The organism is Nitrospira sp., assembly GCA_024998565.1.
Taxonomy (GTDB): domain Bacteria; phylum Nitrospirota; class Nitrospiria; order Nitrospirales; family Nitrospiraceae; genus Nitrospira_A.
Genome location: JACOEM010000011.1, coordinates 59497 through 79295 on the forward strand (window position 1 = coordinate 59497; position 19799 = coordinate 79295).

20 protein-coding genes are annotated in these 19799 nt (G+C 57.8%); 11 read left to right on the forward strand and 9 right to left on the reverse strand.

Translation table 11 applies throughout. The features are described from left to right. The first annotated feature begins 120 nt into the window (after nucleotides 1-120). The 10 genes from H8K11_16365 (at nucleotide 121) to H8K11_16410 (ending at nucleotide 9030) form a co-directional block, all read left to right on the forward strand. A complete protein-coding gene (locus H8K11_16365; protein ID MCS6265325.1) occupies nucleotides 121-1656 on the forward strand; it encodes a Do family serine endopeptidase in 1536 nt (511 codons plus the stop codon). A gap of 80 nt (nucleotides 1657-1736) precedes the next feature. Further along, nucleotides 1737-2681, forward strand: coding sequence for a twin-arginine translocase subunit TatC (tatC, locus tag H8K11_16370; protein ID MCS6265326.1), 945 nt, complete (start codon nucleotides 1737-1739; stop codon nucleotides 2679-2681). 80 nt (nucleotides 2682-2761) lie between these two features. After that, a complete protein-coding gene (locus H8K11_16375; GenBank protein ID MCS6265327.1) occupies nucleotides 2762-3718 on the forward strand; it encodes an Mrp/NBP35 family ATP-binding protein in 957 nt (318 codons plus the stop codon). 14 nt (nucleotides 3719-3732) lie between these two features. Further along, on the forward strand, nucleotides 3733-5031 hold the full coding sequence (locus tag H8K11_16380; protein MCS6265328.1) for a molybdopterin molybdotransferase MoeA: 1299 nt from the start codon (nucleotides 3733-3735) through the stop codon (nucleotides 5029-5031). A 20-nt stretch (nucleotides 5032-5051) separates the two neighbouring features. Further along, nucleotides 5052-5561: a molybdopterin-guanine dinucleotide biosynthesis protein B gene (mobB, locus tag H8K11_16385; GenBank protein ID MCS6265329.1), complete on the forward strand. Its 510-nt coding sequence runs from the start codon at nucleotides 5052-5054 to the stop codon at nucleotides 5559-5561. Further along, nucleotides 5554-6258, forward strand: coding sequence for a NapC/NirT family cytochrome c (locus tag H8K11_16390; protein MCS6265330.1), 705 nt, complete (start codon nucleotides 5554-5556; stop codon nucleotides 6256-6258). The genes mobB and H8K11_16390 overlap by 8 nt, the downstream gene beginning before the upstream one ends. A 20-nt stretch (nucleotides 6259-6278) precedes the next feature. Beyond that, nucleotides 6279-7007 carry an ABC transporter ATP-binding protein gene (locus H8K11_16395; protein MCS6265331.1) on the forward strand — a complete coding sequence of 243 codons (729 nt, stop codon included), beginning with the start codon at nucleotides 6279-6281 and terminating at the stop codon, nucleotides 7005-7007. A gap of 45 nt (nucleotides 7008-7052) precedes the next feature. Continuing rightward, nucleotides 7053-7523, forward strand: a complete 471-nt coding sequence (locus H8K11_16400) for a hypothetical protein (GenBank protein ID MCS6265332.1) — start codon at nucleotides 7053-7055, stop codon at nucleotides 7521-7523. A gap of 6 nt (nucleotides 7524-7529) precedes the next feature. Continuing rightward, the gene (locus H8K11_16405; GenBank protein ID MCS6265333.1) at nucleotides 7530-8321 is read left to right on the forward strand and encodes an ABC transporter permease; all 792 of its coding nucleotides are present in this window, start codon (nucleotides 7530-7532) and stop codon (nucleotides 8319-8321) included. 34 nt (nucleotides 8322-8355) lie between these two features. Next, on the forward strand, nucleotides 8356-9030 hold the full coding sequence (locus H8K11_16410) for a 2OG-Fe(II) oxygenase (GenBank protein MCS6265334.1): 675 nt from the start codon (nucleotides 8356-8358) through the stop codon (nucleotides 9028-9030). A 116-nt stretch (nucleotides 9031-9146) separates the two neighbouring features. Here H8K11_16410 and H8K11_16415 read toward each other — a convergent pair whose 3' ends face one another. The 7 genes from H8K11_16415 to H8K11_16445 all read right to left on the reverse strand — a co-directional run bounded on the left by H8K11_16415 (nucleotide 9147) and on the right by H8K11_16445 (nucleotide 16815). Further along, the gene (locus H8K11_16415; GenBank protein MCS6265335.1) at nucleotides 9147-9755 is read right to left on the reverse strand and encodes a helix-turn-helix transcriptional regulator; all 609 of its coding nucleotides are present in this window, start codon (nucleotides 9753-9755) and stop codon (nucleotides 9147-9149) included. A gap of 132 nt (nucleotides 9756-9887) precedes the next feature. Then, nucleotides 9888-11159, reverse strand: coding sequence for an ABC transporter ATP-binding protein (locus H8K11_16420; protein ID MCS6265336.1), 1272 nt, complete (start codon nucleotides 11157-11159; stop codon nucleotides 9888-9890). Beyond that, on the reverse strand, nucleotides 11160-12005 hold the full coding sequence (locus H8K11_16425; protein ID MCS6265337.1) for an ABC transporter permease: 846 nt from the start codon (nucleotides 12003-12005) through the stop codon (nucleotides 11160-11162). 172 nt (nucleotides 12006-12177) lie between these two features. After that, on the reverse strand, nucleotides 12178-12405 hold the full coding sequence (locus H8K11_16430; GenBank protein MCS6265338.1) for an acyl carrier protein: 228 nt from the start codon (nucleotides 12403-12405) through the stop codon (nucleotides 12178-12180). Nucleotides 12406-12556: 151 nt separating this feature from the next. Further along, the gene (locus H8K11_16435) at nucleotides 12557-14128 is read right to left on the reverse strand and encodes an SDR family NAD(P)-dependent oxidoreductase (protein ID MCS6265339.1); all 1572 of its coding nucleotides are present in this window, start codon (nucleotides 14126-14128) and stop codon (nucleotides 12557-12559) included. Further along, entirely contained in the window at nucleotides 14115-16112 is a 1998-nt protein-coding gene (locus H8K11_16440; protein ID MCS6265340.1) for an HAD-IIIC family phosphatase, read from the reverse strand. Before H8K11_16440 ends, H8K11_16435 begins: the two co-directional genes overlap by 14 nt. Before the next feature lie 124 nt (nucleotides 16113-16236). Then, nucleotides 16237-16815, reverse strand: a complete 579-nt coding sequence (locus H8K11_16445; protein MCS6265341.1) for a serine acetyltransferase — start codon at nucleotides 16813-16815, stop codon at nucleotides 16237-16239. A gap of 743 nt (nucleotides 16816-17558) precedes the next feature. Between H8K11_16445 and H8K11_16450 the strand changes: the two genes are divergently transcribed. After that, on the forward strand, nucleotides 17559-17885 hold the full coding sequence (locus H8K11_16450; GenBank protein ID MCS6265342.1) for an RNA-binding protein: 327 nt from the start codon (nucleotides 17559-17561) through the stop codon (nucleotides 17883-17885). A 121-nt stretch (nucleotides 17886-18006) separates the two neighbouring features. Here H8K11_16450 and H8K11_16455 read toward each other — a convergent pair whose 3' ends face one another. Then, the gene (locus tag H8K11_16455; protein ID MCS6265343.1) at nucleotides 18007-18726 is read right to left on the reverse strand and encodes a hypothetical protein; all 720 of its coding nucleotides are present in this window, start codon (nucleotides 18724-18726) and stop codon (nucleotides 18007-18009) included. Nucleotides 18727-18873: 147 nt separating this feature from the next. Then, nucleotides 18874-19770 (reverse strand): tetratricopeptide repeat protein, encoded by an 897-nt coding sequence (locus H8K11_16460; GenBank protein ID MCS6265344.1) that lies wholly within the window; start codon nucleotides 19768-19770, stop codon nucleotides 18874-18876. Nucleotides 19771-19799: the final 29 nt, after the last annotated feature.

Here is a 19799-nt window from a genome sequence, read left to right on the forward strand (position 1 = left end):
ACCGGAGCAACGGGCCCTGCTTTTTCCTCTTTGAAGGCGATTCTGTGATTAGTGTAGAATGATTCATTCACGATGGCGCGGAGGATGGTCCCTCATTTTCAGGCTTCCAGAGGAGTACACATGACGTATCGACATCGGCGCAGGAACGTGCTGTCCGTGCTGGCAGGGATCCCTATGATTGCTGCCACGCTTTTAGTCGGCGGAATGCAGCCCGGGTCTCAGGCTCAGGCGGCGGGTGTCCCCCCGGCGTTTGCGCAGGGATTCTCAGAAATCGTCAAGGCGGTCACGCCTGCGGTCGTCAACATTGCCGTCACCGGTGGAGGGGAAGGCCGTCGTGAAGGCCGTCGTCAGCTTCCTCCAGGCGGACCATTCGGTGGCCCGCCTCCTGGACCCGGTGATGAGCCGCCCGGCATGGAACCGCCAGGTGGTCCCGGTGGACCTCCCGGCCCTCCGGGTGGTGGCCCTCATCGCCCCGAGCAGAGTGCCGGATCCGGTGTGATTCTCGATCCGAACGGATATATCGTCACGAATAACCACGTGGTCGAAGGCGCGACCCAAATCACCGTGACTCTGTCGGACCGTCGTGAATTTCCAGCCAAGATCATCGGAACCGATCCGAAGACGGATTTGGCCATCATCAAGATTGAAGCCAAAGATCTCGCGTCCATGAAGTGGGCCGATTATGATGAACTGCAGGTCGGAGACGTGGTGCTTGCAGTGGGCAGTCCGTTCGGCCTGAGTTCAACCGTGACCCTGGGCATTATCAGCGCGCTGGGACGCGGGAACGTGGGCATTGCCGATTACGAAGACTTTATTCAGACCGATGCGGCGATCAACCCCGGTAATTCCGGCGGCGCCTTGGTCAATATGCAGGGCAAGTTGATCGGCATTAACACGGCGATCTTCTCCCGCACCGGAGGATCCGAGGGCATCGGCTTTGCCATTCCGAGCAGCATCGCAACCGATATCGTTGAGAGTTTGACGAAGACCGGGAAGGTGGTGCGTGGTTGGATGGGCGTGGCGATTCAGGAAATTACCCCGGCGCTGGCAAAATCCTTCAAGTTGCCGGAGCAGCGCAAAGGCGTGCTCATCAGCGACGTGAACGAGAACGGGCCCTCTCATTCGGCCGGCATGCGGCGCGGCGATGTGGTCATTGCATTCAATGGTAAAGAGGTACAGAGCGTCAGCCAATTGCGGAACCTGGTGGCACGCATGGGCGTCGGGAAAGACGCCGACATCAAGATTTTGCGCGAAGGCAAAGAGCAGATCTTGAAGGTCAAGGTGGCTGAGCGGCCGTCGGATGAAGTGCTTGCCAAGAGGGAGCCGGGTCCTGCGGCCCCTCAGACCGAGACCGTGAAGCCGCCGGACAATGTCCTGGCGTCCTTGCGCGTCCAGATGCTTGATGCCGCGATGCAGAGCCAGTTGAATATTCCTGCAAAAACGAGCGGCGTGGTGGTCAGTTCGGTTGAGGCCGGCAGCGCTGCCGAATCCGCAGGGCTACAGCGTGGCGATGTCATCCAAGAGGTCAACCACGAAGTGGTCAAGAGCCTTGAGGACTACCAAAAGGCGTCTGCGAAGGTGAAGAAGGACGAAATGGTTGTGCTCTTGCTGAGTCGGCAGGGAAACAACCTGTTCGTCGCCGTCAACCCGAAATAGACAGCAACCAGCAGACAGCGTTCAGCTATCAGGCCGATTCCGGCTGATGGCTGAAAGCCTCCTGCTGAAAGCGATTGTGAATGGCTGACGGGTTCAAGTTTCAAGAGTGGCTGCAAGATACGGTCTTTAAGCCGCTTGAAGATAAAAAAATGCCGGTCATGGAGCACCTGGTGGAGCTCCAAGTCCGGCTGACCCGTGCGGTCATCGTGACGGCGATTATCTTTGTCGGCACGTTTTTTTATGCCGATACGTTAGTGAAGTGGATCCGGGTACCGCTCCAGAACATGTTCGTGCCCGGATCCCTTTCCTGGATTCCCACCGATCTTCCCACCGTCCCCTTCGTCTTCCTCGCGCCGGCAGAAGCGCTGTGGCAGAACGTGAAGGTAGCCGGCCTCTTTGCCCTGGTGTTAGGGACTCCGTATATTCTCATTGAGTTCTGGCATTTTGTGGTGCCGGGTCTGCACGCGCAGGAGCGGCGATTCGTCGGTCCGTTTGTGATCCTGAGTACGCTGGCGTTCTACCTGGGCCTGTTGTTCTCGTTTTTCTTCGTGCTCCCCTTTGCTCTGAACTTTTTGATTTCGTATGGCGTGAATGCGGGCTTTATTCCGCAACTGTCGATTGCGCAATATGTCGGATTCGCGCTGTGGTTCCTGCTGGTCTTCGGTCTCATTTTTGAAGTGCCGTTGGTGATTACCCTGCTGGCCAAACTTGGCTGGGTGGACGCCCCACTGCTGAAACGATATCGCAAGTGGGCCTTCCTCGCGGCGTTTATCTTCGCCGCCATTCTGACGCCGACGCCGGACCCCTTCAATCAGTGTCTGATGGCGCTGCCGATGTACATTTTTTATGAGGTCGGGATCGTGAGTGCCGGAATCTTCAACAAGAAGAAGGCGGGCGCTCCCGAAGAGGCGCTTGTGCCGGCGGTTGCCACGGCGGGCCCCGGTCTCGGGAAGCCGGGACCGTCCATGCCGTCCGGCGGCGGGGATAGTGAATATGTCGGTGTGCCGACTGGTCGTCGAGGGTAACGCAGGGCAGGAATCAGCAACGTGACGAACGCACATGTTTGTCCCACGCATCATGATATACGCTTTATGAGGAGTCTAGGATGCCACGTGAGTTAAACGTCATTTCACAGCCCGGTTCCAGCAGCGGCGGAGATGCCTGCACCTATATGTGGGCCTGCGCCATTTGCGACGAGAATGAAACCTGTCAGAAAGACAAGGAAGGCCACAGCCGGTGGCTCGTCGCCAAACGCATGGAACGGATCGAATATAAGGTCCTGGTCATGAGCAACAAGGGTGGAGTGGGGAAAAGTACCTGCACCACCAACCTGGCGGTCAGCCTCGCGCTCAAAGGCTGGCATGTCGGGATTTGCGACATGGATATCCATGGTCCCAACATTCCCAAGATGGTCGGGGCGGAAGGGCAGAAGCTGAAAATCAGCACGTCCGGGGGAATCATTCCGTTTCAAGCCTACAACATGAAGATTGCGTCGATGTCGTTCCTGTTGCAGAACTCCGATGATCCGATCATCTGGCGCGACGCGTATAAGTATGAGTTCATCAATCAGTTGCTGGGGGGGGTGGAATGGCAGGATCTCAATTTCCTGTTGATCGATCTACCCCCAGGCACCGGCAATGAGTCGGTGACGACCATCGATCTCTTAGGCGGAGTCAGCGGAGCGGTCATCATTACGACGCCGCAAGAAGTCGCACTGCTCGATTCCCGCAAGTCCGTGACCTTCTGTAAAGACAGCGAAGTGCCGATTATTGGCATCGTCGAGAACATGAGCGGGCTGGAATGCCCTCATTGCCACAAGGAAGTGAATGTGTTCCGCAAGGGCGGGGGCGAAGCGTCGGCTTCGGATATGGGCGTCCCGTTCCTGGGCCGGATTCCGCTCGATCCCGATGTCGTGACACAAAGTGATGCCGGTGAGCCATTCGCGCTCTTTAATTCCGATTCGGCGACCGCGCAGGCCTATCACGACATCGCAAATCAGGTCGAAGCGTTCTGTAAGAAGAGCGGATCGCTGGTCAAGCTGGCGCCGCGTCAACAGCATTGATGGGACGGTGACGCGTGAAAGCTCCTGATGCGACAACCGGATTGACTCCGCTCCACGAAGCTCAGCGCATTGTGCTGGACGCCGCGACTCCGCTGGGGCTTGAAAAGATCTCGATTCTGGATACCCTGGGGCGCGTGCTCGGCGAAGATATCATCGCTGAGCGCCATAATCCGCCGTGGGACAATTCCGCGATGGACGGATTCGCGGTGCGGGCGGAGGACATTCAGCAGGAGCACCCGATCTCCAAGCCGGTCACGTTGACGGTGATCGAGGATGTGCCGGCCGGAAAGATGCCCACCAAATCCGTGGGGCGGGGCCAAGCCATCCGGATCATGACCGGCGCGCCGATTCCGAAGGGCGCGGATACCGTACTCAAGGTCGAGGACACGGAACATACGCCCGATTCGGTGCGCGTCTTCAAGCCGGAACCCCGTGGCTCAAATATCAGGCCGCAGGGTGAGGATGTGAAAAAGGGCGATTGCATCATTCCAAAAGGAACGACAATCCGTTCCGGCGAAGCGGGGATGCTGGCCATTCTGGCCAAATCGTTCGTGCTGGTCTATCAGCGTCCGCGTGTCGCGATTTTATCGACCGGCGATGAGTTGGCCGACCTCGATGAACGATTCAGCGAAGAGAAGATCATCAACTCGAACAGCTATGGGATTGCCGCTGCGGTGCAGGAAGCCGGTGGCGTGCCGATCCTGCTGGGGATTGCGCGGGACACGCCGGCTGCGTTGAAGGAAAAGATTTCGCACGGATTGAATGCCGATATTCTGGTGCTCTCAGGCGGCGTGTCGATGGGGGACTACGACTTCACGAAAGCGGTCTTCCGGGATTTAGGCGCCGAAATGAATTTCTGGAAGCTGGCGATCCGTCCAGGCCAGCCCCTTGCGTTTGGAAAGATTCAGGGCAAATTGGCATTCGGACTACCGGGAAATCCCGTCTCCTCAATGGTGACCTTCGAACAACTGGTTCGGCCTGCCATGCTGAAGCTGGCCGGGGCGCGAGGATATGGGCGACCGCTGCTTGAAGCGGTGTTTCAGGAGAAGTTTTCGAAGCGAACCGATCGCCGTCATTTTCTCCGCGGGGTCTTGTGGCGGGAAGACGGGGTCTTCAAAGTCCGGACGACGGGCGATCAGGGGTCCGGCATCCTCACCTCCATGGTCAAAGCCAATTGTCTGATCGACATTCCCGTCGATGTGGAGCGGGTCAATCCCGGCGACTCAGTCACCGTACAGCTTCTCAGTGGATCGGCATGGCTGGAGCAGGCGGCCCCGATGGCCTCGACCGGTCATCGTCCTTCCTGTTGTTGAGCCGCGAAAGGAACATGTTCATGTCCGTGCCGATTTTATCTTTTGTCGGGCGATCCAACAGCGGTAAGACGACGCTGATCGAGCGTGTCATCCCGGAACTGGTGCGGGCGGGATATAAGGTGGCGACCGTCAAACATGCCGGGCATGGGTTCGATTTGGATACTGAAGGAAAAGACAGCTGGCGGCACAAACAAGCCGGGGCGAGCAGTGTCGTCATCATTTCCAAGAGCAGCCTCGCCATGTTCGCCGATGTGTCGGACCATATGAACGTCGAGGATGTTCGTGAACGGTATCTGGATGCGTCCTACGACTTGATCCTCGCTGAAGGCTGGCGGAGCGAAGGGTATGCCAAGATTGTGGTGGTTCGCGACCAGATCGGCGAGGTGCCGGTGTCGCAGGACGGTCTACTGGCTGTGGTGTCCAATAAGCCGGTCGAGACCTCGGTCCCACTTCTCGACCCCGACGATGTCGCCGGTGTCGCGGCGTTGATCATCCGACACTTTCCCAAATCTCAACGGGACGATGCGTAAATCCTCCGTCATTGTGCTCGGAGCGATTGTGGCCGGCGCAGTGGCAGTAGGGGGAGTTGCGGTTCCGCTGACCAACCACCCGAAGTTTTGTGCCAGTTGCCACACCATTCAGCCGGCCTATGAGCGCTGGCTGGAATCATCGCACAAAGAGGTGGAGTGTGTGGCCTGCCATGTCAGGCCCGGCGTCTCCGGTTGGTTGCAGGACAAGGCATGGCATGGAACCAGGGATGTGGCCATCTATCTCTTCGGCAAACCGACCGAGCCTCACAATCTGCAAGCGCATGTTGATTCAGGCGTGTGTCTGAGTTGTCATCGGAACATCCTTCGGGTGTCGGAGATTGCGACTCGTGATCTGCCTGCGCCTGTGAAGGATGTGGGCTTGGTCATGAGCCATCGCAAGCATATGGACGCATTCGGGCAGCGAGGGCAGGGCGAGGGCTGCACGACCTGTCACGCAGCGGTCGTGCACGAGAGGCCGATCAAAGGCTACCCTATCGTGATTCCTCGCGGGCACGTGTCGGCCGATAGCCGGCCCTGGAAGCCGGAGCATCCGGAAGGTTCCGTCCTGCACAAGCGGGCGCAGGCGGATTGTTTCCGCTGCCATGATAATAAAACCGAGTATGAAGGTAGAGTCCTGAGCCGGAAGTGCGAGACGTGCCATCTGCCTGAGAAACTCACAGAATTCTTGTCGTTTTAATCCACGGGAATACTCGCTCCATGTCGCCCTCGGTCGTCGAAGTGCGCAATCTGACCAAACGCTTCGGCGGGTTCACGGCAGTAGACGGGATTTCGTTCGACATCGGCCGGGGTGAGATTCTCGGGCTGTTGGGCCCAAATGGCGCCGGAAAAACGACGACGTTTCAGATGATGCTGGGACTGGTCACACCCAGTTCCGGCTCGATCCGGATGTTCGGACTCGACTTGCAGACCAATCGGGAGGCGATTCTTCAGCAGGTGAACTTTTCCTCCACGTACATCTCGTTGCCCTATTCTCTGACGGTGGAGGAAAATCTCAGCGTCGTCGCTCGGTTGTACGGAATGTCCAACATTGCCGGCCGAATCGATGACATGGTGAAGAAGCTGGAGATGGGCGAGTGGCGAAACAAGCTCACCCGCAAACTTTCGTCCGGGCAGATGACCAGGCTCACCCTGGCCAAAGCGCTGCTCACAGAGCCCAAGGTGCTGTTTCTCGATGAGCCCACGGCCAGCCTGGATCCGGATATCGCGCACAAAATCCGTGCGATCCTCCTGGAAGAACGGCAGGCCACCGGGCTCAGCATTCTCTACACCTCCCACAACATGCGGGAGATGGAGGAAATGTCGGATCGTATTATCTTCCTGCAGCGGGGCAAAATCGTTGCGGAGGGCACGGCGAAGGACATTGTCGCCAGATTCGGACAGGCCGATCTGGAAGAGGTGTTTCTCAAGTTAGCTCGCGAGCAGTAGCGGCAGATCGGGATCGCGGCTTCGTGGAAGGGAGTATGGGCAGTCATGGTTGACGCAGGAGTGTCCTTCGGAGTGGGTCTGCTCATCGGCGGGTTGGGCCTGATGTTGGGGTGGGGATTGTTGTGGCTCGCCGTCGGCGCCATCGGCCTGGCACGACAGACGTGCGGGTGGGCGATCTTCATGAGCAGCGTCAGCAGCACGGTCATCGCGGGGCTGTCGATGGCGGGAGTATTCTGGATGGTGGATTCGGCGAGGCTAGGTAGTTCTGCGCTGCATGCCGGTCTGGCCGGGGTGCCGCTGGCGCTGCTTGTCGCAGGGTTCTGCCGTTTGGAGGATGGACGGCAGATCGGTCCGGCCTTCCTGGAAGGCAGCCGTCTCATGTTGCATCAACTGCTTGGTGTGCATGACGAGGGATGCGGTCATTGCCACGAGAAACCTGTCGAGGAGCCGCCCTGTCACCAGAAACCCTGTTACGAGCAGTCCTGCCACGAGAAACCTTGCGAGGGGAAGCTCTAGCTGCCGATGGCCTATCATCGTATTGCAGCCCTGGTGATCCGCCACCTGTATCTCTACCGTCGCAGTCTGCCGCGGGTGATGGAGATCATCTACTGGCCGTTTCTGGACCTCGTGGTCTGGGGATTCATCACCGTTTATCTGGCGACGTTTCAAGGGCAGATGCCGGCGGTGGTCACGTTCCTCCTCGGGGCGTTGATTCTCTGGGACGTGTTATTTCGTTCGCAGCAGGGTATCACCATTTCGTTTCTCGAAGAAATCTGGGCGCGTAATCTGATGAACCTGTTCGCCAGCCCGCTCACGCCGAGCGAATTTCTGGCGGCCACCATGGTGATGAGCCTGTTTAAAGTGACCGCGGTGTCGATGGTCATGTCGGTCTGCGCCTGGATCTTTTACGGGTACAACGTCTTTATCATCGGGCTCTGGCTGATGCCGTTCATCGTGAATCTGGTGCTGACAGGCTGGATCATCGGTGTGTTCACGACGTCGCTGATCATGCGGTTCGGACAGGAGGCGGAAGTGTTGGCCTGGAGCATGGTCTTTCTGTTTCAGCCGATCTCCTGCGTCTTTTATCCCATGGAGGTCCTGCCGTCCTGGCTGAGAGCTGTGGCTTCGATCAACCCGGCCGCCCATGTGTTTGAGGGCATGCGCGGCCTGCTGGCCACCCATGCGGCTCCCCTGAGCAGCCTGAGTCTGGCCAGCGGGTTGAATCTTGTGTATCTTGGAGCGGTCATCCTGTGGTTTCATCACACCTTCAGTGTGTGCAAGGACCGTGGATCGTTGGTGCGGGTCGGTGAGTAGGTGATCTATCGGACAGGGAAGTGGGAGTAGCGGGATGAATATCACGTCAGGGCAAGTCAGGCAGGCACTGCTGCCGGTCGGTCTCGAATCGTTTTCGTTTCATCAGACACCGGTCCTCGTCATCGAGAATTTCTGGTCCGCCGAGGAGCGGGCCCAGTTTCGGCAGGCGATGAACCGGGCGAATTGGAATCAACTTCAAGACATGTCGTACGTGCGGCAGGACTTCCCCAATTCCGGGAACTGGGCGAAGGCCGAGATCGCCCAGCCACAAGGCCAGCTTCTGCTGAGCCGATTGGAGATGCCTTGCATTCAGCAGTATATCGAGTCATTTCCGAACATCACCAGGCGGCATTTGGGCTTCAGCTATTACTCCTACGGTGTCGGTGACTGTCTTCTGACCCACGATGATACGGATCAAGGTCGTCCGGTCGGTGGGAAGCCCGCTCCCCGTCGCCGTCTCGCAATGGTCAGTTATTTCCATGAAGAATGGGAATGTGATTGGGGCGGAGAGTTGATGATCTACTCAGCGACCGGCGAACCCACGAACGGAAAGCCGGATCTGGCCATTACGCATTGCATCGCTCCCAAGCCGGGATCATTGGTCATGTTTACCGTACCGCGGTTCCATCGGGTGTGCCGGGTGGATCAAACGGCGGGAGACCACAAGCGCCTCTCGATTGCCGGCTGGTTCATGACCGAACATGCCTGAGCATGCATTCTGTTGAAGCAGAATCGAGTGCAGCGTGAGCCGAGATTGCCGGGGGGTGTTTACGGGCCAACGAAGCAGAGCGAACTTTGTAATAGAAGCTGAGAGGGGCGGTGGGGTTACAAGTGCCGATGGGCGGTCACGATGAGGACTTGGGCCGGTTTTCGGCTCGTGTTGCGCCAACAATGATGGATGTCAGAAGGAATGCAGGCGGCATCCCCTCGTTTGAGGCTGTACGTGTTTTCTTCCAAGGTCAGTTCGACGGTACCCTGAAGCACGACGGCCAACTGTTCCGCGCGTCGTACATACGGACGTGATCCGCTGGCCCCACCAGACTCCAGTGTAATGACCATGGGCTCCAGCTGACTGTCTTCGCTGATCGGCCCGATCGCTTCGATTCTGGCCCGAGACCATTCGCTTTCCACTACCGGCCGGGCATCGGCGCGGATGACCGCTGCATGTGATGGACTGGTCGTTCTGAAAAATTCTCCGAGGGTTACGCCGAGCGCCGACGCAATCCGTTCGGTGGACGCAATAGACGGTGAGGCCTGCCGGAGTTCGACCTGTGAGATAAAACTAGGGGAGAAGCCGCATTTGTCCGCTAGGGTTCGGACGGAGAGGTGTCGGCTTTTACGGAGACGGCGGACGATGTCGCCGACATGCGTTTTCTTCCGATCCTCCGTTGGGACGCTCTTTCCGGGGGACTTTTTCTGGGTCTTTTTCTCCACCTCGTCCTATCCTTTGAGGCCTACCCAGGCCTTGCGCGGTTGGTGTAGCACGTTTATGGGCCTGTCGCAAGCCGGCCGAAGGGGCAGAGTTTTCGCAGGCATACCTGCGGTTGGCTTCCAATAGGGAGACGCTCATCCCGGCAGATACTTGGTTCTCCACTCCAACAACGGCCGAACGACTCCCGGCCACCGACCGTGAAAGTCTCCTCGCGCCGAATCTCCGGTCCCGCTGTCGTCCACACGAAAGCCAATTGCCCGGGGAGCATGGACATGCATGCGAAATGGATCTTCGGTCATCATGAGCGACGACACGGACATCATACCTTCGGCAAGCCAGTTTCCAGGAATTCTGGCCGTGGAAGTGTATCGACCGGTCGGGCGAAGGGTCCGCTGCCAGGCCCGGTCCCGGTCATGTGCAATAAAAACAAGGACATCTTCCTCATTGTAGAGATTGAAAACCGGCACGAAGATATGGCCGGCTTTCACGACGTCAAATTCCACTTCGAGATCAATCGGTTTTCGAATGTCAAAGCGGTCCGTGATGATGCCGGACTCAGTTCGGACCCGCACGGCGCGTAAGCGGACGACGTCATTGCCCGGGGCCTGGGTGGGATCCAGCCATTCGACTTCAGGCTGGATGTGTCCGGCATGGAGGTAGTGATTCACCACTTCATGTGCCGGGCCAGCCTGCACTATCTCGCCCTTGTTCAGCAGAATCGCGCGGGAACACATCCGGGTAATCGCCGGCATGTCGTGGGAGACGAGGATCACCGTCCGCCCGTGCTGCCCCACATCTTCCATCTTTCCCATGCACTTCTTTTGAAACCGGACGTCCCCGACTGCCAACACCTCATCGACGATCAGAATATCCGGATCCATATGGGCCAGCACGGAGAAGCCTAACCGGACATACATGCCGCTGGAATAATGTTTCACTGGCGTGTCGATAAACTGCTCCACTTCGGCAAACGCCACGATCTCGTCGAACTTGAGGGCGATCTCCTGCCGCTTCATGCCGAGAATCGCGCCGCTCATGAAGACGTTATCGCGACCGGTCAGTTCCGGATGAAAGCCCGTGCCCACTTCCAATAAGCCACAAAATCGGCCGTTGATGAGCGCACGGCCTTTGGTGGGTTCCGTCACTCGCGAGAGGATCTTGAGAAGCGTGCTTTTGCCCGAGCCGTTGGTGCCGATGACCCCGAAGACTTCGCCTTTCTTGATCTCGAACGACACGTCGCGTAGCGCCCACAGGGTGTCATGGGGCTGGGGGGACGCCGACTTCCCACCGATGAGGCGGCGGAGTCCACGCGTCAAGGCTCCGGCCAGGGAGCCGTCTTGAGCATGCGTCGTCCCCAGGCGATAGCGCTTGGAGAGACCGGTGACGCTGACAGCGGTGTCACTCATCTAAATTAAATCGGCGAAGGTACGCTCCACCCTCCGAAAAAACATGACGCCTCCGATCAATAAAAAAGTCACAACACCCAAACTCGCAGCCACCATAGTCCAGTCGGGAGCCGTCTTGCCAAGTAGCGCCCATCGAAATCCCTCAATGACCCCCGCCATGGGGTTCAGGCCGTAATACCACCGCAGCGACTCAGGCACCAGGGACGCCGGGTAGAGGACCGGAGAGGCAAACATCCATAACTGCGTCATCAAGGGGACGACCGAAGCTACATCTCGGTACTTGACGTTGAGGGCCGACAACCATAGGCTCACCGACAGAGCGGTAGCTAGGGCGACAGTTACTAACAATGGAAGGAACACGATTGTCCATTGGGGGACAATCTGATACCACAGCATCATCCCAACCAAAATCAACAGTCCGACGGCAAAATCAACCAGATTGATGAATGTAGCCGCAATCGGAATAATTAGACGGGGGAAGTAGACCTTCTTAATCAGCCCGCCTTCTGTCACCACACTTAGGGTGCTGCGTTCGAGGCTTTTTGAAAATAGCGACCAGGGCAGTATCGCAGCGAATGCAAAGATTGGATAGGGCAACCCATCCGACGGCACTTTTGCCAAATACCCGAACACAAGCGTGAAGATGAGCGTACTGAGCAAGGGTTGCATAAGAGCCCAGCCGGCTCCGATTGCTGTCTGCGCGTATCTCGTTTTGAGATCTCGCCACGCGAGAAAGTAGAATAATTCACGGGCAGCCCACAGCTCGCGCCACCCTATCTGGACATAGCCCGTACTGGGTTGGATCACAATTGATGATGGATTGCTCTGAGGAAATGCGCTGGCCATAGTTACGTGTGCTCTATTGTCGAAAAGAGTCCGCTCTGAGTCGCGAGCATGGAACTGGGTCCGGTATTGACGTTCCTCTGTGCCGATCGAAATGTGAATATCTGGCCTAGGAGGATGCATCGTTTCACCAGAGCCATCACTGCTTGGTGCGAACGATAGTCAATCGCTACGTTCATTTTCCATTCAGAAACTGCTTGAGTTCACCGATATTCTTCATTTCGGCCAACTCATTGCCCTTGAAGCGAACTCCGAAGGCCTGTTCGATGCCGAACATCAAATTGATATGGGCTACGGAGTCCCAGCCTTCGATATCGGGTGCCGTCATCTCATTGGTCAACGTGAGGGTCTCGTTGTCGAACACCTGGCGAAACACTTCTTCGAGTCGATCGTGCAGATCCATTCATTCCCCCAACTCTCAGTGGTATAGGTACCTGTCTGTCATCGTGTCGTGGCCGGAAAGACATCTTCCTGTCACCCCTGCTTCTGTGACGCTGTTTCAGGAAGCCGCAGCAGGCGGCCGACCTGCTGCGGCGCACAATGGTTCCGGAGGTTCATCGCGAAGCCTCAGGATTCAGCTCAAAAGTCTCAAGTATCTCTCCAGTAGGTGCTGATTCGGGGTAGGCGATCCGTGTGACGATCGCTGCCGCGGCTTGTTCGATCTCCATCGCTCCCTGTCGTCCCACCGTGGTGTTGGTTTGGTCTGTCAACAATTTCGGTGGCCTGACGATAAGGGTATGGACCTTCGGATACTGAACCGACGCCCACTGTGCCAGGCCCTCGATCGCACATTTCGCAGTGACGTAATGGGGCCATTCCGCAGGACGATCTTTCACAAATGCCGAAGAGACCAGCACGTTCCAGCCTGAGCGTTCGGACAAGTCGTGGAGAAACGTGGATATGGGCATACTGGCCAGTGCGACACTCTGCGCGAGGAATTTCTGAAACTGGGCGAGCTTCTCAGGCACGAACGACAGCGGGCGAATGGGCGGCGATGCATTGCCTATGAGCAGATCAAGTCCGCCGTATTGCTCGACAATTCTCTGCCGTAACGTGCGGCACCATTCGATCTCCGACGCATCCCCCTGAGCCAACTCAATGAGGCTGGAGGTGTCTCCAAGGCTCGCCCGAATTTTTTCCGCCTCCGCCTTGCATTGACGATAGTTCAGAACCACCGCGCAGCCCTGCAAGGCCAGCGCCTGAGTGATTGCCGCACCGAGTCCACGACTTCCACCGATGACTAACGCGACCTTCCCCTTCAGCCGGTCTGAGCTCGGTATCAGATCGGTAAGCCGACGAAGGGAGGGCTGCGGAGAATCCTGTCGTACAAAAGCCCACATGTCGGCCGTCGCACAACGGGTTCCGGCTGCCGAGAGAGTGCCCGCACTGTGCAAGAGATCGAATCGTTCGTCGAAGTCTTGAACCGCCACATCATAGGAAAGCAGCGTGTTCTGTGGTTCGTCCTCAGGATGAAAGGTGAGTTCCAATCGCCAGAAGACGGCGCGCTTGCCGGGGAGCTTCATTCCGACGACAAAGCTGGCCCACAGCATCGCCGCGAGCTGTCTCGTTGTGGCGCCTTTTTCGGAGAGTCTCCATTGAGTGATGAGCTGTACCAGTTCGCTGGTGGCCGGCCCGTAGACGCCGGTCACACGGGTACCTGCCGGAAGGTCCTCCTTCTTCCGATCCTCTGCTTCCGTAAAACAGGCCGCTTCAGGAACGCGCGTCTCACGTGTCTTTTTATACCCAGGAACAAATGTGAATGTCGCCTTCAGCATCAGGCGCGTGACGTCATAGAGTTTGACGCACGCCCGTTCTGCCGAGGTTTCAAGCGCTTCCAGGCGATAAGGTATGCCGACGGAGAGGGGATTTCGAAACTCGACCGAGAGGCGTTGCAGGAGCCGATCCTGGCGGTCGGCGAGATGGCCGAGGGCCGCCAGCACGCCAAGCAAGCCGAATACCACGCGCTCGCCGTAGGGTGTGGCTCGCGCATATTCTTCGGAGAGATGCAGGGGGTTTCTATCCCCGCTGGCTGCGCTGAACCGGGCAAGATCCTGCGTCGTGAAACAGACTGTGCTCACATGTGGCGGGGAGGGGCGAGCCCCGGACGGCGCTTCAGCAGGGGCCATCCGCGAGCTCCCAGGAATCGACAGGTTTCACGAACGTATTGGCGATCAGGCCTTTGGCCGTCAGGTCGTAGGTCCAGACTTCGGATCCTTGATCGTCTCCGACTCGCTTGAAGCCATGCTTGGCATAGGCGTCCGCCGCCATCGTATTCTTCTGTGTCGGAATGTAGGTGCCTCGCAGCGAAGTGCATCCCAGCTGTGCGGCGCGCCGACAGAGCTGTTCCAGCATCGTCGTCTCCACGGTCCGGCCGATGACACGGCAGCTCATGAGCCACGTGTCGATCTCGAGGATGTCTCCCTGTTGTCGCGCGATCATCACACTGACCAGTCCATGGTCGGTGTAGCGATCACGCAACCGTAGCGCCAAATGGACATAACTTTCGTCCCGGACGAAGGCGTCCAGCTGCGCCATCCCGTGGCGTCGAGTGGTGAGATTGAATTGGTTGGTTTTGCCGATGAGTTGGGCAATGCGCGGCAACTGTGAGGCATCGAACGGCCCCACGATGGCCTGCATCCGAAGGCTGCGGTAAAAATCTTCAATGGAACCGGCAGCCGCTTCCAACTCCATGATTTGCGCTCTGGCCCGATATTGGTCGGTCCGCTCCGCGTCTTCGGCGGTCAATGAGCTCGTCTCGAGCAGGAGATAGTCCGACAGAGTTCTGAGGTAATAGGAGGGGTCTTCCGGCAGCGGGATGACATCGACTTCGGGCAAGAACTTGCGCACGATCTCGCGCTCGACAGGGTTGTCATCGACGAAGACCAATGTATCCAAACCGATTTGCAGCGTCTTGGAGATGGTGCGGATGTTGTCGGGCTTGGACTCCCAATTGGCAATGAAGAGGGCGATGTCCTGCAGCTTCAGTCGCATCTCCGGATGTTTCTCGAAGGGTTGTATGGCATCGGCGTGGTTATTCTTTGAGCAGACCGTCAGGATCACTCCTTTGCGTTTGAGCTTCAGCAGATACTCCTGAAATGCCACAAACGCCTCGCCGTCCGGCCCTTGCCCCAACTTGATGCCCCCTAATCCGTCTTCGGCAATGACACCGCCCCACAACGTGTTGTCTAAATCCAGCACCAGACATTTACGGCTGAGCCCGAGATCTGCAGCTATCACAGCCGCGGTATGTCTTCCGAGCAGAGGCAGAGCCTCCAGTGCGACCGCTTGTTTCGACATATTCCAATAGCGTGGATCGCACCATCGTTGCTTTCCAATGAGTGCCGAAAGACGCTCGCAATCTACCAGAGAGACGGCGTTCGCAGCCGCTCCCCCCAGCCTCGTATTGACGGCCTGCGTCATCATGTATCGAGAGCCGGGCAGCCTGGTGGTGAGGTGGCCTGTGGGGACCTCGCAGGGCAGTGCAAAGTTATGCTGAACGATTCGGGCGCGGGAGCGTTCGGTGACCATCTGCCAGAGGCCGGTCCAACGCGTCACTTCTTTGTGAACGTCCTCTTCAGGGCGATGGCTGTATTCAGGCAGATGGAGGTCACCCTCGTGAACCGCAAGAACGACGACATTCGGGTTAAACGCATAGAGTCCGCTCTTGTGGTCGAGAATGTCCTGCTGGTATTGCCCGTATCGGCTTTCGTACAGGTCGATGTGGATGCCGAGTTTTCCCGCCGCAAGGCACAACATCGGGCCCAGTTGGGTTGTGGTATAGCTTCCGAGGAGCGCGACTTTGACCGACCTGACCGCCGGTCGTTGGGCTTTCGGTGCATTGCGTTGAAACAATACCCAGCCGGCCTGCCAGGACGTAAAATCATCGCCTGCCTCGACAATGGAAAGAGCCCATCGACAGGCTTCCGCATAGTTCGTCATCTGCTCGTAACATCGCGCAAGTTTGAGGCACAGCGCCGCCGATGGGGGAGCCGCCACACCCTCCAGATAGGCCTCGATCGCCTGTTCGATCTGCCCCTTCTTACGGAATGCGTCGCCACGTGTCTCAGGGGTGATAGATGAAGCGGCGCATTGTGCCCGGGCAATATTCATGAGGGACAGCCTGTCATTTCTCTAAGCAGTACACTCACCGGACAAGAGGTGTCTGTAGTCGAATCAAACCCTGGATGCTGAATAGCGCGAGATTCCTTCGTAGTCATTCTCCGGCTGTAGGGCGCTATTTCTTGCGAGCTACTTGATGAAGGGTCGGCAAATGTATGACCCGAGGCGCCTCGGCAAACACTCTTGCGCCGGCCGGAACATCCGACATCACCACCGCATTCGGGCCGATGACCGCGTCGTCCCCGATTTTGACTCCGGCAAAGATCACGGCGCCGGGGCCCACTTCCACCCGTTGTCCAAGTTTGGGACCCTTGTGCAACGTCTTTTGCCCGCCATATCCAGCTCCGATTGTGGCGCCGTGGCGGATCAGGCAGTCATCTCCAATCTCGGATTTCCAATGAAAGATGATTCCGTGTTGGTGGACAAGCCAGAGTCTCCGGCCGAGTGTGACCGTTAATGGAATTTCGATCCCGTAATGATTGCGCACATAGCGATAGAGCACACGGTACACCATGAGCAGCCCGGATTTGACAACGCCGCTGCGTCGGTTCGCGAGCCAGGTGCCGAGGCGATGCACGGCGATCGCTCGAAAGCCTGGCATCGTCCAATCGCGGCTGTTCACGGTCCAGTCTTCAACGACCTGCTTTCGTAGTTCCTGTATGCCTTGATAGAGCCTGACGAGTGTCCCCAGCATCGGCACCTCGGTCACGTGTATGAGTATGGATCGAACGCTCATGTGGTGCTGTCTTGTCGCTGAGTCTTCGTAGGTGAGGAACCCAACGACATCTGAGCAGTCGGCGAAGCTGCTGGAGCTCCGGCCGTGTGAGCGATGCTCAGTGGGGCTTCGCGAGTTGTAGAGAATTCTCCGAGCAGGGCGCTAGGCGTCATGATCCGGTCGCTGTGCTAACGAGTGGGCGCGGGCGAAGTCGCTCGGCATAGTTCCATTCGGCAAGAGCCTGTCAGGCCTGATACTCCATGTTGGATACATAGGCGTATCTTAGCATATGTCCAGTATTACTGGACAAGATAAAATCGGCGGTACGGGCAAGGAATGAGATGTTTTTTGGTGTGCGCTTGTTTTGCAGTCGGTTTCTGTGGCCAGTGTGACCTCTGTGTCAGGTTCGGCCGTCGTTCTTTTTATGCCTGGTTGTCGAGTATGATGTGACAGTCAATCCCGGTCGCGACGGTAGACCAGCACCTTAGTAGGCCTATTTCATGGCTTGTATGGCGGGGGGACGCGTGGTACTATTCCGCGTCTCCCGCTGGGGCCTGGTGAGAGATGCGTTGAAATAGTTCAGGCCTGACTCGATGTTGCCTTGCCCGGGAATCTAATCGAAAGCCAGACCCAAGTCGCCCCGTTGTCTAGCGTCTTCGGCCCGTCCTTTCCCTTTCTTTCCTTCGTTCAAGACAATGTCACTACCCAAGAGGAGGACCCACATGGGTTCTAAAATTTATGTTGGCGGGTTGCCCTATTCGGCAACCGAACAGCAGTTAAGCGATTTGTTCGCGGTGCACGGGGCGGTTGAATCGGCCCGTATCATCACGGACAAGTTTACCGGCCAATCGAGAGGTTTCGGATTCGTCGAAATGGCCTCTTCAGACGAGGCGCAGAAGGCGATTTCGGCTCTCAATGGGACGGACATGGGTGGCCGGACATTGACGGTCAATGAAGCGCGTCCTCAGGAACCCCGATCTGGCGGTGGACCTGGGCGGAGCGGCGGCGGGGGATTCAACGATCGCGGGGGCAAGCGCGATCGCTGGTAACGCCTAATTTCGTATCAGCTTCTGGGGCAGTCATCCTTGTGGTGGCTGCCCTTTTTTTATGCGCGGAGAGGGTGTGATGCCGTAAAGGTCAGGCCGTGCGAAGAATGGTGATCAGTAGAGGTTAGTCGAGGCGCCGAAGAAGCAGGTCGTCAAAATAGGTCACGGCATCGGCTTTCGTCCAGAGCCCGATCCGTCCGTTTGAGAACGTCTGGTCGCACACGCGAAAAAGCACGGCATCGTCATAGAGAGCCTTGATCTCGCATCCACGTTGCACAATGCGCAATTTGTGCCACCCGTTTGCGGGGAGCGGGCGGTCGAGCTGCTTGACGATCTGCTGGACACCCTTCACGACGCGATAGAGCCTGACTTTCTGTTCAACGGAGCTGGCTCTCAAAAGATAGTAGTTGCGGTCATCCGCGGCATGCCACACAAGTCCGCCGCCGAAATCGGCTTTCCCGGCCACGGCCAAATACGAGACCTCGATATCAATGTTGCCGCTGTCGGTCCCTTCCATCAGCAGCAGTTTGTGCGCCTGATCAGTTCCTTTCGGCTGTAGCTGAGCGAGCACTTGGGAGGGGCTCTTCGCACGGTCGGTGATGAGAATTTTCCACTCGCCGGCCGGGCGGCCGTCGAAGAGTGTGCCGATCACGAACGAGCCAGGGAGCGTTCCCGGAGCGATGGAGTCAAAATCCCATTGCCTGGTATGGGATGTTTCCGGATCGTCCTGCTCTGCCGGAAGGGATTGGCCGGGCCACAGTGTTATCGAGCACAGGACGGCCAGGATCCAGCCTCTTACCAGTGTGAATCTGCCGATGGCGGGCCCGGTTAAATGGTTGTGCATCACAGTACCCCGTCTGAACGGAAGCGTTGAGGACTCTACACTAAATGGGCTGGGATCGGCGAGAGGGGAATGTGACCATTCAGTCAGATCGGCGATGACTCCCGGTTAGAGGTTCCGGCCTCGCCGGACCGGCGATCGAGGTGCGGGTTACGGCATCTCCAGTTCACGGAGTTTCGCTTCGGCCTGTTCCAACCACCGACGATTGGCGGGCGTGTCCAGTTCAAGGCGCAGGTACTGTCTCAATTCCTGGGCCGCTTCCATCCGCTGCCCCAAGCCTGCCAGGGCATTGCCGAGGTTGAGACGGATCTTCGCATCGTTGGGCCGCAGGTGCAGGGCGGTGCGGAACTCGTTGACAGCCGCTTCCGGCTGGCGTTTCTCCATCAGTCCAAGACCTAAATTAAAATGCGCGTTGACGTCGTTCGGTTGAAGGCTCGCGGCGGTGCGATACTCGGCGATAGCCCCATCGAGATCACCCATGGCTTTGAGCGTCACGCCGAGGTTGTTGTGTGCGTTGACATCACTGGGGTTGTGGCGCAAGACCGTTCGAAACTCCGCAATCGCGCCTTCCAGGTTCCCCATTTCTTTGAGCGCGACCCCCAGATCATTGTGGGTTTTGGGGTCGTCGGGTTTGAGGCGTAGGGCTTCTTTGAATTCAACCATCGCTGCGTCGTTCCGCCCGACATCGAGCAGGGTATTGGCCAGGTTAAGGTGGGCGGCGAAGTAGTTGGGCTGGAGTCGGAGCGCATGTTTGAATTCATCGATGGCTTGCCCCAGGTCGCCCTTGAAAACAAAGGCCACGCCGAGATCGTTGTGGCGCATCGCTTCCGCGTCTGTGTCTACCGGTTGCGTGATTTTATCGGTGGTCGAAAGAATCTGCTCTTCTGCCAGTCCCGGCTTGTCGTCCATCCCGGGTTTGGAAACCGGTTTGTCGACAGGTACAGCCAGCACCTCTACTGTGACGGGCGTCGTGAGCCCGAGTGCCAGGAGAATAAGCGTAGGAGAAACCCGGCGTGCCAGGGACTGGCCGCGGACACCGTCGTGCATGAAAGGCTCCTTCCGAGAAGTCGTACGAA